We start from the raw sequence: 14,008 nt of genomic DNA, 5'->3' as shown, positions 1-14,008 counted from the left end.
ATGAGAAAAAAAACCAAAGTATTAGCCTTTGTTGCAGGGCTGGTTATGCTTTTAAACAGTTGTAAAAAAGATGCTGAAGAGATAGACACCATTTATCCGGTAATTGATGTTACTGCGCAGGATGCATTTCCCAAACAATGCAGTGTGCTGAAAAGAGGCAGCAAGTTTATGTTCGTTGCTACGCTAAGCGATAACCGCGAACTGGGATCGGTAAGTGTTGATATTCACCACAATTTCGATCATCATACGCACAGTACGGAAGTAGTAGACTGTAGTTTAGAAGCCGTTAAAACTCCGGTTAAACCTTTCCTCCTCATCAAGGATTTTACCGTTCCTGCCGGACAAAAAACTTTCCGCGTTGCACAGGAAATAAGTGTACCCGCCGATGTAGATGCCGGAGATTATCATTTCCTGATCAGATTAACGGATAAAGAAGGCTGGCAAACCATAAAAGGACTTAGTATAAAAATTAATTAATAAAAATTTAAACCAATCATGATGTTAAAAACAAGAAAAACATTTAGACGTATTGCATTTGTAGTAGCCATTAGTGCTGCATTTACCGCCTGTAAAAAAGACAAGCAGGAAACAATTCCTGAGCCTGTAAATAACAGTAATAAGGAGTATAAATACCTGCGCATTTTGGTGGCCGATGAGTTGAGTCCGGTTATTTCGCAGGTTAATCCCTTTGAAGGGAAGGTAAGTGCTTTTGATGGAAAATATCCTCTTGCAAACCTGTATGGTACCGCTTCCGGCAGGTATGCAGCAGTGTTGTACCAAAGTCAGAACCTGGTAGAAGTATTCGACAGCGGGCTTCAATCGCACATAGATCATGTTGATGTGGATGGAGTAGCAAAATGGGCTTCAATTACGGCAGATGGGATTAAACCAACCCATTTTAAAAGCAGAGAAAAAGAGTCTTTAATTTTTAACGATGGGGCGGGTACACTTAGTTTAGGAAATGATGCGGATTTTAATACAAAAGGGGCAAAATTTAAAACCATAAATGCTGGATTACTTCCTCACCATGGCGCTATGGCACAATTTTTAAACGGAACCTATGCGGTTACATCGGCTGCAAGTTCAGGCGCATCGCCAACAAGGGCAATTGTAATTGATAAAAACGGTACAACATTATTTCCTTCAACGGTAGAAGTGGGTGCCATACATGGTAATGCAAGCGATGGGGTAAATGCCGTGTTTGGTGCTTATGCCACCTCGGCTGCAAGTGCTGGCGGCGTGCTGGTGGTTAACCAGAGCGGTGCGCAACGTTTTCTTGCCAACCCGGATGGATTTGGTGCTTATCGCTTCGGAACGATACTGTACGCAGAATCTGCAAAGAAATTTATTGGTTATGTGGCAGCAAAAGGCGCGTATTTAATTGATGTTGCAATGCATAAAATTACACCTATGTACGCTGGTGCTGATGCTTTTCAATGCAAAGTTGATTATGCCGGTAAAAATCTTGTCGTGCTAACGCTGGATGGAAAACTCAGAATTTATGAGCTTGGTACAGGAACACTTAAAAAAGAAGGTAGCATTTTATCTGCTGTAAATGCCACAGATACCTATAAACCTGTACTGGAAGCAACAGCAAAGTTTGCTTACGTTGCAAATCCCGCTACCGGAGAGGTTTTACAGATTAGCCTTGACGATTTTAGTAAGGTGATTAAACACAAAGTATCTGCCCGTCCGGTGAAACTTACTTTATTCGGTTTCGAAAGCAATAGCGGGCATAACGACTAAAACCTGCTAAAACCAATTAAATCTATTGTAGACTATAAAATCCATTAAAAATGAATGCAAAAAAAATACTGTTAGCCTTATTGTTTATTGGTGCCATGTTTTCGGCCTGTAAAAAGGATAGTGAAAATGAGGTGCCAAAGTTGAAACCTACCGCAGAAAACATAGAAATCGGAACTGCAAATAATAAAAGTGCACTGCGGGGCAGGGATTTCCATTTTAATGCCGATGTACTTGCTGTTACTAAAATTGGCGATGTGCGATTGGATATTAAACAAAAAAGTGGCGAAACGTATACTGAAAACTGGAAATTTGAACTGGTTTGGGACGAATACAAAGGTGCAAAGAATACAAACGTGCATAAACACTTTACCATTCCGGCCGATGCACCCGAAGGTAAGTATGATTTTTATTTTACGGTAACCGATGAAAACGGGAGTAAACTGGAATTAAAGGAAACCCTAACCATTACCGATCCCGCAAATATGCCTGTTGATCCTAAAATCGGGCGTGATTTTGTTTCCAGAAATGGTACGCTTATTTACTATACAGATACCTTTGTAGAAAAGGAACTGATTTTTAAAAAAGGGGATGAATTAACCTTGCATGCACAAATTAGTGAGATAAAGGATGATGGAATACTTTATTCTGTTTTGATAAAGAAAAAAAGTAATTATTATCCCGAAAGTATCGATAACCTTGATTTGAGTAAAGCCATAGTAATTTCAAAAGTAGCGCATAAAGGGCTTCCTGCAGCTTCGAAAACAACAACTTTAAAACAAGTTAATGGCGTTTGGGGTGGCGAGTCTATCATTGTAGGTGCAGTAAATGATAATAATGAACCTCAGGCAAATCAGGTTACCGGAGAAAAGGCCTGGGAATCTGGTCAATACAACTGGGTTATCCTTTATAAAAATACAACGCACAACATAAATGTTTTTAAATCAATACCCATCACAATTGATTATCAATAATTAGTATTCACAAAAAAAAGTCGTCAGTAATGACGACTTTTTTGTGAATTTTATAGCTTAAGTTTTAAGTTAATGCCTTATTTAGTTAGAGGCGAGTGGTGAAAGAAAACGGGCAACACTATTTTTCTTTATTCCATAGCGGGAATTCCCATGGCCTGCCATTCTTCTTTTGTAGGGCCGTAAATGCCAGCTACCGGTAAGCCCAGCATACGCATAATTACCGTCATTTGACCACGATGATGGGTTTGATGTACCAGCAAAACATGCAGGATTTTACCCTTTTCCCAATCTTCACCATACATAGGTACAAGGTTTTCCAGTGCAGAATCCGTCCATTTTAAGTTTACATTGCGGCATAGAAATTCGGAAGTGTTTTTATAGCTTTCTATAATTTCCTCCATCGAATCCGGAACAGGTAAACCTTCTAAGTTATCCTCAGCAAAAATCCCGGCATGTTTGCCCATTTCCATTATGGTTTGGGTTAAGTGCCAGCTCAAACGGCCCAAACTGCGCACATGCTCATTAATAATTGTATTTTTCGTTTCGTTCGTAATGAGTCCGAAAATTTTCAGGGTCATTTCTTCTTCACTTTTCCAGTTTTCAAGGAAATCATTTATGCTGCGATACATGGGATATATGTTTTGTGCCGCAAAATGCAAATAAAGGAAAAGCTGCACAAGTTTTATTCATTATTATTTAAAAATTGATTGGCTCTGATTGGACCAATCCAAAAAAATATTATTTTTCTTCTGGTCCAAATCATTAGCATTGATCTAATCGCTTTATGCTTAAAATTTATAGCTGTAACCAATCCTGAAAACCTGAGTTTCATAATAGTCTGTGCTGTTTAACCTGAAGCCATTTCCGGTAATCTCTTTTCTAATTTTTAGGGTATTGAGTAAATCCGTCCCATTAAGAAAAAGTTCTCCTTTGCCTTTTTGGATTTGTTTTTTTATGCCCATATCTGTAGAAAACCTGGAACCGATTTTACCTTGTGGAATAATATCGGGTGCTAAATAAGTGGCCGAAAGCTGAATATCGGTTTTACCTGTTAACTTAAATTGCCCGTTAAATTTAACATTGCCCGATAGCATCGATTCTTTGGGCATGGTATAAGTTGTAGGTACAGGATATTGATTTACGATGGTAAAAGCATTGATGCTGTTTTGGTAAACGGATGTACTCAAATTAAAAGAGAACCAGGGATTTATTTGCTGCTGCAATAGCAACTCTGCCCCGCTATTAAAGCTCCGTCCGGCATTTTGAAAAATATTATAAATAATGGTATTACCCGGCACAATGGTTGCAATGCGTGTAATTGTTCCGTTTATCATTTTATGAAAGGCAGCACCGTATAGGTAACCATTATTCCAGTTGTATTTATATCCAAGTTCTATTGCATGGGTAAATTGTGGCCGTAATGTAGGGTTTCCAACCTTTAATAATTCAGGCTCATCGTATTTTGGAAATATGCGAATATCAACTTCGTTTGGCCTATCAACCCTTTGATTGTAAAATAAACTGATTTTATTCTGATCGTTTAATTTGTATGCAAAACGCAGATTAGGAAAAGGCCTGAAATAGTTGTACCCATCACTTTTATAAGTATTGTGGTTTGGGTTTACCTGGTAGTTAATTTTTGCATATTCCAGTCTCACTCCAGCCTCAACTTCAATTTTTTTACTTTCATAAACATAATTACCGTAAACAGCGGGGATATTTTCTCCATAACTGGCCCAACCGCCGGCATTTACATCAATAGGCGAATTAATTCCCGGAAAAAACTGCATATCAGTAGGGATAGATCGGTTTCTGTATTTAAAGCCTGCCTCTAATCTTCCCTGTTTAAGCGGACGAACATAATCTATATTTACATCTGCCACACGCTCATCAGAAAGTAGTTTAAAAGAATCTTTCCCGGTATAAGCGGGCATAATGTTAGTAAAAAAGTATTTTTCATCTTCCCGGTGCCAGGTATAATTAAAACCTGCGCTCAGAGTATGCCCGGGTTGGGCAAATTTATGCTGGTAAACGGCCGATCCGGTTGCTGTGTATTTAACCTCATCTTCAAGAAATTGCCATAAACGGTTGCGTAGGGTAAAATCACTGTTGAAATAGGGAATGTCGCCATTGTCGGTAATTTTTTCACGGTTAAAGAAACCCGAAAGCGTAAAACTGTTATACTCATCAGGATTATAGTCAACACCAGTTTTAACAGTAGAAAAGGTTGTGGTCCGGTTTCGTTTTACCTGCTGGTTAATAACCGTTCCATCTTCGTAAATCCGTTGGGCAAATTCGTTTTTATTTAAGGTTTGCGTATATAAATAATCTGCCTGGAGAAAGGTGTTCAACTTGTTTTTTCTATAATTTAACGAAAGTGAAGGGTTAAACTTCGGCGTTGCCTCATATTGTGGTGCAACATCAGGAAGATTGTGCTTTCTTACCCATAAGGCGCCCAAACCGGTACTCATACTTAGTTTTCCATTAAAACCTTGCTGTTTATTCTTTTTGTAAATAATATTAATAATTCCGGCATTGCCATTTGCATCATACCTGGAAGATGGATTATTTATGATTTCAATTCTTTCTATGGCCGATGCGGGAATGTTATCAAGTCCGGTCTGACTTCCGAAACCGGTAATTGCATTTTGTTTTCCATCAATCAGCACAGCAACTTTATCGTTTCCTCTAAGCTGTACTTTTCCATCTTGTAAAGTAACGCCCGGCAAATTCTGCATGGCTTGTAAAACCGAACCGCCCAATTGGCTGGTGTTTTTACTTAAATCGTATGATTTTTTATCCATAGCCGAAGAAACCCCTTCATTTAGCGAACCCTGGATGTTAACCGTTTGAAGGGTTTTAGCATCTTCTAAAAGTTCGAGCACACCCAGATCAAGAAAGGGACTTAAAGAACCAATGTTGATTTCTTTAATGAGCATTTGGTAGCCCATCATACTCATTTGGAGGCTATAATCGCCAGGTTTTAAATCTTTAAAGGTAAATCGACCATTGTCGTCGCTCACCGTACCTGAAATAAACCCATCGTTGGTTTTCAGCACAAGATTGGCAAAAGGAAGTGTGTTTTTGTTTTTTGCATCTTTTATTTGTCCAGAAATGGTTATTAATTTTTCCTGTGCGCATACTTCATCAGCCAGCAGGAATATAGAAAGGCATAAGAGCCTTAATATTCGCTTATAAATTTTCATAATCTTAAAAGTTTTCCGCCTGAAAGATAGAAGGCAAATCTGAAGAGAATCTGAACGAGGTGTTGGATGTTAATTTTTCAATTTCTTAACACAACGTAGCATTTATACGATTTAGTGATCTGTAATTAACAATATACTGACGATTTGGTATTGTAACACAAACATTACGGTAACGTATCTGCTCTACTTTCGTGCAGCTAATCATTAAAGAAATGCTCATGAAAAAAAACTTACTTATCGTAAAGATGTGTATGGTTGTTATGCTTGTAATGGCATCCATAATCACATTTGCCCAAAAGATTCAGTACAAAGGGATCGTAAAAGATGAAACCCAGAGCATAATGCCTGGTGTTAGCATTATGATAAAAGGTACCAAAACCGGAACTTCAACCCAATCTGACGGTACCTTCGCTATTTCAGCCGAAAAAGGACAAATATTAACAGTTTCGTCTATCGGCTTTGTAACCCAGCAAATTGTTTTAAGCAATGAAACAAACCTGTCTGTTTCACTTAATAATGATGCCAACTTATTATCCGATGTGGTGGTAACGGCTTTGGGTATTAGAAAAGAAACAAAAAAAATAGGTTATTCTACACAAGAGGTTAAGGGGTCGGAACTTGTAAAAGCCCGCGATCCCAATGCAATTAATTCATTGGTAGGTAAGGTTGCCGGTTTAACCGTTGGCGGTAATGCCGAAATGCTGGGCAGGCCACAATTGGTTTTAAGGGGAAGCACCGATTTGTTATTTGTAGTGGATGGTGTTCCTGTAAATTCAGATACCTGGAACATCAGCGCCGATGATATTGAAACTTATACCGTATTAAAAGGCCCTAATGCGGCGGCCCTCTATGGCTCAAGAGGCCAGAATGGTGCCATTTTAGTCACCACCAAAAAAGGATCGAAAGATGGCCGGGGTTTTACAGTTGATGTAAACAGTAGTACTTCACTGGAAAGTGGTTTTGTAGCCTTACCTGAAACTCAAACCCAATATGGTTACGGTAATGATTACAAATATGCCTATGGCAACGATTTGTATGATTTGGATGGAAGTTACCGAAGAACAAATATTTGGGGGCCAAAGTTTGATGGTCAGGGTGTTGCGCAATACAATAGCCCACTTGATGCCAGCGGCAAACGTACTTTAACGCCATGGTTGGCAAAAGGAGCCAATAACTTCGAAAACTTTATGGAAACCGGCGTGCTTTCTACCAATAACATTGCCATTGGCGCATCAGGCGATAAATATGACATTAGAGCGTCGATTACACACACTTACCAAAAGGGCATGTCGCCAAATACCAAGTTAAACATCGATAATTTTGCCTTATCAGGCGGTTACAAGTTTAACGATAAACTGAAATTTGAAGGAAGTTTAAACTTCAACTCCCAGTATACCCCAAATATTCCTGATGTATCTTACGGCCCAAACAGTTATGTATATCAATTTAAAGTATATGGATCGGCCAACTGGGATATTGAAGAAGTAAAAGATTACTGGGGAGGAGCGGGCGGACGAAAAGACTTGGTTCAAAACTTTGTGGAGTACGGCAGGCACAATAACCCATATTTTACGGCCAACGAGTGGTTGCACAGCCATAATAAAACTGACATTAATGGTTACGCCAAGTTAAGTTATAAAGTTGATGAACATTTAAACTTTTTAGCCCGTACACAAATTACTACCTGGAACCAGTTGCGTACAGAGAAAGTTCCGCCATCCACCAATTTAAATCAGTATGTTAACGATTACTATTTTAATAAAACCGGCGGGGTTTATAACATCTGGTATGGCGATTACCGCGAAGATCAGCGCAGGTTAATGGAGCATAATCATGATGTTTTGGCTAATTACAACAATAAAGTTGGCGATTGGTTAGATATTGGTGCCTCGGTAGGTGGAAACTTGCGTACTTTCGAATACAGTTCTAACTGGGAAACCACTTTTGCGTTAAACATTCCGAATGTTTACAATTTCGCCAATTCCAAAGGGCCAATTAAAGGATACACTTTTGGTTCAAAAATGCAGGTATACAGTGGTTACTACTCTGTAGATTTGGGGGTTAAAAACTGGTTAAATATTAATACCACAGGCCGGGTAGATAATCTTTCTACCTTGCCAAAAGGAAACAGTACATTCTTTTACCCATCCGTTTCACTAAGTACGGTGGTTTCAGATTATGCAAAACTTCCGTCTTTTATTTCATTCTTAAAATTCAGGGGATCGTTTGCTGATGTAAAAGGTGGGTTAACCAATCCAACCATTGGTACGGCATACCAGGCTTTAACAGGCAATACGGTTGGTTCGCTTTTAGGCGGTGGTACCTATGGTGGTTACGGTACGGAATTAATATCTTCTTATGACGGGCCATCTTATGATAACCAGAATTCGTACAGTGCAACTACTTATTATAACAACACCCCATCGGTAGATTATTCTAAAAATATTGCAAATGCGAGCATTAAACCTTTTAACGTGAAATCGTATGAAGCGGGTGTAGATGTTAAATTTTTAAAAAACAGGTTAGGCGCAGAGTTTACATACTTTACCTCCATAAACGGACCGCTTATTTACCAACTTGCTGTAGCACCTTCTACCAGTTATGCCACGCAAAGTGTAAATGCCATCACGTCTCAAAAGAAAGGGTGGGAATTATCAGTTACGGGTACACCGGTTAAAACCTCTGGTGGTTTTTCATGGGATGTAATGGCAAATGTTTCAACCTATAAAGAAACGCTTAAAGAAATTTATGGCAGTGTTGATGCCTTACCAATTAACGGGCATAATTATAAAGTTGGCGAACGTTTGGATGCTTTTTATGGACGTGCTTATGTACGTGCACCTGATGGTCAGGTTATTCATGATGCAAGTGGTCTTCCGCTGGCCCAACAGGCAGGCATTAACAGTAACCAATTTTTAGGTTATGCAAACCCTGATTTTGTATTTGGTTTTAACAACCGTTTTACCTACAAAAACCTCAGTTTTAGCTTTCAATTAGACGGGCGTTCGGGTGGAAAAATCTTCGATTATGTTTATGCGCAGATGATGAATGCAGGAAACGCAATGGAATTGGTTGAAGGGCAATATGGTGATGCCCGTTTAAAAGAATGGCAAAGTACTAATGGTGGTACCGGAGCTGCAACTGCGGCCATGGTTGGTTCTGGTGTAGTTATAACATCGGGTACGCCACATTATACAAATGGTAAAATTGATAATTACGATCAGTTAACTTTTGCACCAAATGCTAAAGCAGTAACCTTAAGAAGTTACATCCAGAATGGTGTATATGGTTCTTTTGATGAACCTTTTATGGTTAACCGCTCTTACCTTAAACTTCGCGAAGTGGTAATTGGTTATAGTCTTCCTAAAAAATGGCTCGAAAAAACCTTTGTTCGTTCTGCAACATTCTCATTAGTAGGTCGTAACCTGTTGTATTTCGCCGAACGTAAAGATATCGATCTTGATCAGTACGCTTCTGGCTTTAACCTAACCAACAGAAGTTTGGGCGGTAAACAGTCTGATTTGCAAAGTTCAACTGCACGCCGTTACGGTTTCAATGTTAACATAGGCTTTTAATATTTAAAATGATAAACAAGATGAAATCATATATCTTAAAAATAACTACAATGATTGTGCTGGTAATTTCGGTTGCCGGCTGTCAAAAGGGAGATTTACTGTCGAACCCCAATGTAGCAAACGAAAATTCGACCATTCCGGCCTCTTTATTGCTTAATCACATTACCTGGAGTTTTTATAAAGGCGGTGGCGTGGTAGATAAGGTAGCCAATTCGGTAGAAGAAGATCCTTTTGGACAGGTAATGCGCTGGAATCAGTTTCATACTTCATCAGACTCCTATTACCGCGGACAAAATGCCTATGCATTCAGTAATACAGCTACAGCTTATGATTTGTTGAGGTATGTAACTAAAATGGAAAGCCAGGCTGCCAAACAGTTTAATTCTACGGCCACAATTTATGGTGCTTTGGGTAAATTTTTTAGGGCATACAGCTTTATTTGGTTAACCCAGCGTGTTGGCGATATTCCGATGGCAGAGGCTGGAAACCCAGCTGTTTTTCAGCCAAAATTTGATAGTCAGCACGATGTTTACAAAAATACACTGCAACTATTAGAAGATGCCAATAACAATATAAGTGCTTTGGCAGCTGCCAATCCGGGGAATGTGGTAGATGGCGATATATTTGGCTTAACACAGTTGCAGTGGCAAAAGGTAATTAACACTTATAAATTAAGGATATTAATTTCCTTAAGTAAACGTGCAGATGATAATGCCGATTTAAATATCAAATCTCAGTTTGCGGCCATCATTGCCAATCCTGCAAAATATCCTGTTATGACAGGGAATGCAGATAACCTGAGTTTTAAATTTAATGCTACGGTAAACAAGTACATTTATAATCCGGACGAAACATACAACAAATTTGGCAGTGTAAGTAAAACGTATTTAAACATTACTACAGCCAATAAAGATCCAAGAACCTTTATTGCAGCAACACCTGCACCAGCGCAACTGGCAGCGGGCAAAACTGTAGCAGATTTTACAGCTTACGTTGGTTCTGATATTTCTTTAACGCAGGCCAGTTTATCAACAAACAGTTTGGCAGGCATGTATTCTTATGTAAATTTTAAGCGTTACTATACCTCATTTGCAGGGCCTGAACCTTTAATTTTAATAGGTTATCCTGAAATGTGCTTCAATATTGCCGAAGCCATAAACCGGGGATGGTTATCGGGTTCGGCTTCTGCATGGTACACCAACGGTATTAATGCATCATTAAACTTTTATGGCATTGTAAATGGCCAGGGTTACGATGTAGGTGATGTTGGTGGAGTAACGTTAGGTAGAATTACGTTTAATGTTACTGATTTCTTAAATAACCCTAATGTGGTTTATAAAGGCGATAATGCGGATGGCCTGGGCCAGATTCTTCAACAGAAATATGTTGCTTTCTTTGAAAATTCAGGTTGGGAAGCTTTCTACAACTGGAGAAGAACAGGTGTGCCTGCATTTGCAAACAATGGTCCGGGCATTAATCCCGTAGGTAAAATTCCGGTACGCTGGCAGTATCCGGTTGATGAAATTAACAATAACACAGCCAATTACAAATCAGCTATCCAGTCGCAATTTGGGGGTAATGATGATGTAACTAAAGATACCTGGTTAACGAAATAAAACAGTCCATTTCTCAAAAAAGAAAAGCTATAGTGAAGTCATTCATTATAGCTTTTATAGGTTATAATTAATATTTATGAAAAAACATATCATTTTATTTTTAAGCCTGCTTTTCAGTCTTCACACGGTTTATGCAGCCCTTACCGATAGCAGCAGAGTTGTTGCTGTAAAAGGTGCTACAAATTTCAGAGATCTTGGTGGTTATGCAACCAGGCAGGGCACTCATGTAAAATGGGGTAAAATTTATCGTTCGGGCGAGATTAGCAAACTAACCGATGCAGATATGCTTTTGCTTAGCCGGAAACACATTGGCTTTGTGGTCGATTTTCGCGGAAACGATGAAGTATCAAAAGCTAAGGATCGTTTGCCAGATGGTGCCGGATACCTTCAGTTACCTGCCGGAAGCGAAAATCTGGGCAACTGGATGACGCAGTTACCCAAGTTAAATTCTGCCGATTCATTAATGGAATCTTTTTACAGCCAAACATCACATTTAAAAGCAAAGTACAAGCCCTTTTTTCAGTCGCTGCTAAAACAACCTGATTCATCTGCCTTACTTTTTCACTGTACAGCCGGAAAAGACAGAACAGGAATTGGTGCAGCTTTACTACTGTATGCTTTGGGTGTGCCTGAGGAGACCATTTTAGAAGATTATTTACTCAGCAACGAATACCGTAAAGCCGAAAATGAGCAAATGGTACAGGGAATGGTTAAAATGGGTATAAAAGAACAAGTTGCAAAAGATTTAGCTGGTGTTAAACAAGAGTATCTGATGGCAACTTACAACGCGATTCTATCTAAATATGGTAGCCTCGATGCTTTCTTAAATACAGAAATGGATTTAAGTGATGCCGATATACAGCAATTGCGCAACAAATACACAAAGTAATATGAACAGAAGATCGTTATTAAAAGGCGGCATACTTGCCGGAATTGGTTTACCCTTTGTGGGTTTAAATGATGTTATTGCAAAGCCGGTAACCAGTGGCAAAAAAGCTAAAAATATCATTATGATGGTGAGCGATGGCATGAGTACAGGTACTTTAAATATTGCTGATTTATACGCAAACCGTACTTTTGGACAAAGTAGTAAGTGGATTGGTTTATACAGAGATAATAAAGCGGTAAGGGCATTAATGGATACCGCTTCTGCAAGTTCGATGGTTACCGATTCGGCTGCGGCCAGCTCATCATGGGGTGGTGGCTTACGGGTTAGAAATGGTGCTTTAAACGTGGGCATGAATGGTGAAAAACCTCAGCCAATTCTCCAAAAATTTAAAGAACAGGGTAAAAAAGTAGGTTGTGTTACCACCGTTCCAATTACGCATGCCACGCCGGCCGGTTTCTGCGTAAATATAGATAACCGCGACGGGCAATCGATTATAGCTGAAATGTATCTTGATTTAAAATTTGATGTAATGCTTGGCGGTGGAAGTAAATATTTCGGCGCACAGCGAAAAGATGGAAGTATTATTCCCAAATATTTAACACAAGGATTTAAAGTTGCTGAGAATAGAAATGAAATGCTTGCGCTGAATAATCAAAAGCCTGTTTTAGGTCTCTTTGCAGAAGATGGTTTACCTTATGAGGTGGATCGCAGAAATGATCCGGAATTAATGAAAACAGTACCTTCTATCGCCGAAATGACTTTAAAGGCAATAGAATTGATGAAAGATCATAAAGATGGTTTTGTTTTACAGGTTGAAGGTGGGAAGGTAGACTGGGCTGCACACTCAAATGATATTGGAGGTTTATTGTTCGATCAGCTGGCTTTTGATGAAGCGGTGGGGAAAGTAATTGAATTTGCAGAAAAGGATGGAGAAACCCTGGTTATTATTACTACAGATCATGGTAATTCTAATCCAGGCCTTTTTTATGCAGATGAAGCCAATAAAAAATTTGATAGCCTGCAAAAATTTAAATGCAGCAATACCTGGTTACTCGCTCAGTTAAATCAATCTTTTAGCGAGCAGAAAGTTGCCGATATTATTTTGGAAAACCAAGGTATAGAAATGAAACGGGAAGATGTAAAATCCTTGCTGGTTCATTTTAAAGACGTAAGCCCCGGCCAGTTATATAACGAATCGCTGCTTCCATTTTACGAGTATGGAAAGATAATGGGTAAATATACCGATGTACAATGGGCAGGAATGAACCATACCGGAGATTATGTAGAGCTTACAATGTTTGGCCCGGGATCAGAACAGTTGAAACCATTTGTAAAAAACTATGAATTGCATAATTTCATGCTCAAAGCCGCGGCCATGCCCGAACATTTTATTAAAAAGATATAAAAGAGGAGCTTAGCGCTCCTTTTTTATTATTTTAAATTTACGTATACACGTGTAAATTCTTCCATGAATTTGTATCTAAGTTCTTGTTGCTTAGGTAAAATCCTCTTTTTATTTAACGATTTTGCTTTCGATATTGTATGATTAATTTTTTTTATTGTAATTTTTTAAAGTCAAAATATTTTTAATCTGTATTGAAGTGTATCAAAGTTATTTTGTCAATAAACCCCATTAAAATAGTAATAACGCCCTAATATTACCCGCCTTGTAAATTTATTTGCCGTTCGTTTTAATTCCCTGTTTTTTGTTCATTTTGTTCGAATTTTAACTTTTAATATTAAAGTTAGTTTTTAATATCTACTTTCATGTAGTGCTTTTTAAGCATTCAGTAGGCTGCTTTATCCTTGTTATTAAAATTTAATTTACGTGAGTCAAAACGTATAAATTTACTATAAATACATGTTATGATAGAACAAAGACTTTATTTGTGCTGAAACTGGAAATTAATCTCTTTTAAATAAGTTTATCTGTTTTATTTAAAAGGAAGATGCTGTATAGAAGCATTTCCTTATGAATTAACAAGTTGATGGCTTACGCAGCTCA

9 protein-coding genes are annotated in these 14,008 nt (G+C 38.5%); 7 read left to right on the top strand and 2 right to left on the bottom strand.

Annotation, left to right across the window (positions count from 1 at the left end; translation table 11 throughout):
- The 3 genes from R2Q77_RS13535 to R2Q77_RS13525 are packed head-to-tail and all read left to right on the top strand — an operon-like array spanning window position 1 to window position 2,717.
- Window positions 1-477: a DUF4625 domain-containing protein gene (locus R2Q77_RS13535; protein WP_316804260.1), complete on the top strand. Its 477-nt coding sequence runs from the start codon at window positions 1-3 to the stop codon at window positions 475-477.
- An 18-nt stretch (window positions 478-495) separates the two neighbouring features.
- A complete protein-coding gene (locus R2Q77_RS13530; RefSeq protein WP_316804259.1) occupies window positions 496-1,746 on the top strand; it encodes a hypothetical protein in 1,251 nt (416 codons plus the stop codon).
- 50 nt (window positions 1,747-1,796) lie between these two features.
- Window positions 1,797-2,717, top strand: a complete 921-nt coding sequence (locus tag R2Q77_RS13525; protein ID WP_316804258.1) for a DUF4625 domain-containing protein — start codon at window positions 1,797-1,799, stop codon at window positions 2,715-2,717.
- Window positions 2,718-2,845: 128 nt separating this feature from the next.
- Here the strand turns inward: R2Q77_RS13525 and R2Q77_RS13520 are convergent, their stop codons facing one another.
- Both R2Q77_RS13520 and R2Q77_RS13515 read right to left on the bottom strand, forming a co-directional pair.
- Window positions 2,846-3,346 (bottom strand): DinB family protein, encoded by a 501-nt coding sequence (locus tag R2Q77_RS13520; RefSeq protein WP_316804257.1) that lies wholly within the window; start codon window positions 3,344-3,346, stop codon window positions 2,846-2,848.
- A 159-nt stretch (window positions 3,347-3,505) separates the two neighbouring features.
- Window positions 3,506-5,923: a TonB-dependent receptor domain-containing protein gene (locus R2Q77_RS13515; protein ID WP_316804256.1), complete on the bottom strand. Its 2,418-nt coding sequence runs from the start codon at window positions 5,921-5,923 to the stop codon at window positions 3,506-3,508.
- Window positions 5,924-6,141: 218 nt separating this feature from the next.
- On the opposite strand from R2Q77_RS13515, the gene R2Q77_RS13510 reads away from it, so the two are divergent.
- From R2Q77_RS13510 to R2Q77_RS13495, 4 genes are all read left to right on the top strand, one after another.
- Window positions 6,142-9,498 carry a SusC/RagA family TonB-linked outer membrane protein gene (locus R2Q77_RS13510; RefSeq protein ID WP_316804255.1) on the top strand — a complete coding sequence of 1,119 codons (3,357 nt, stop codon included), beginning with the start codon at window positions 6,142-6,144 and terminating at the stop codon, window positions 9,496-9,498.
- A 20-nt stretch (window positions 9,499-9,518) separates the two neighbouring features.
- Window positions 9,519-11,114 carry a SusD/RagB family nutrient-binding outer membrane lipoprotein gene (locus R2Q77_RS13505; protein WP_316804254.1) on the top strand — a complete coding sequence of 532 codons (1,596 nt, stop codon included), beginning with the start codon at window positions 9,519-9,521 and terminating at the stop codon, window positions 11,112-11,114.
- Window positions 11,115-11,190: 76 nt separating this feature from the next.
- The gene (locus tag R2Q77_RS13500; protein ID WP_316804253.1) at window positions 11,191-12,003 is read left to right on the top strand and encodes a tyrosine-protein phosphatase; all 813 of its coding nucleotides are present in this window, start codon (window positions 11,191-11,193) and stop codon (window positions 12,001-12,003) included.
- A 1-nt stretch (window position 12,004) separates the two neighbouring features.
- Complete coding sequence (locus R2Q77_RS13495; protein WP_316804252.1) at window positions 12,005-13,408, top strand: alkaline phosphatase; 1,404 nt, start codon at window positions 12,005-12,007, stop codon at window positions 13,406-13,408.
- The last annotated feature ends 600 nt before the right edge of the window (window positions 13,409-14,008 follow it).

It is taken from the genome of Pedobacter nototheniae (assembly GCF_032678625.1).
GTDB classification, from domain to species: domain Bacteria; phylum Bacteroidota; class Bacteroidia; order Sphingobacteriales; family Sphingobacteriaceae; genus Pedobacter; species Pedobacter nototheniae_A.
Note: the sequence above shows the minus strand (reverse complement) of the source record. Positions and strands in the feature narration are given on the sequence as shown.

What these genes read in the sequence shown, in the direction of transcription:
- R2Q77_RS13535 (WP_316804260.1), top strand. Translation starts at nt 1, where the DNA reads ATGAGAAAAAAAACCAAAGTATTAGCCTTTGTTGCAGGGCTGGTTATG.
- R2Q77_RS13530 (WP_316804259.1), top strand. Translation starts at nt 496, where the DNA reads ATGATGTTAAAAACAAGAAAAACATTTAGACGTATTGCATTTGTAGTA.
- R2Q77_RS13525 (WP_316804258.1), top strand. Translation starts at nt 1,797, where the DNA reads ATGAATGCAAAAAAAATACTGTTAGCCTTATTGTTTATTGGTGCCATG.
- R2Q77_RS13520 (WP_316804257.1), bottom strand. Translation starts at nt 3,346, where the DNA reads ATGTATCGCAGCATAAATGATTTCCTTGAAAACTGGAAAAGTGAAGAA.
- R2Q77_RS13515 (WP_316804256.1), bottom strand. Translation starts at nt 5,923, where the DNA reads ATGAAAATTTATAAGCGAATATTAAGGCTCTTATGCCTTTCTATATTC.
- R2Q77_RS13510 (WP_316804255.1), top strand. Translation starts at nt 6,142, where the DNA reads ATGAAAAAAAACTTACTTATCGTAAAGATGTGTATGGTTGTTATGCTT.
- R2Q77_RS13505 (WP_316804254.1), top strand. Translation starts at nt 9,519, where the DNA reads ATGAAATCATATATCTTAAAAATAACTACAATGATTGTGCTGGTAATT.
- R2Q77_RS13500 (WP_316804253.1), top strand. Translation starts at nt 11,191, where the DNA reads ATGAAAAAACATATCATTTTATTTTTAAGCCTGCTTTTCAGTCTTCAC.
- R2Q77_RS13495 (WP_316804252.1), top strand. Translation starts at nt 12,005, where the DNA reads ATGAACAGAAGATCGTTATTAAAAGGCGGCATACTTGCCGGAATTGGT.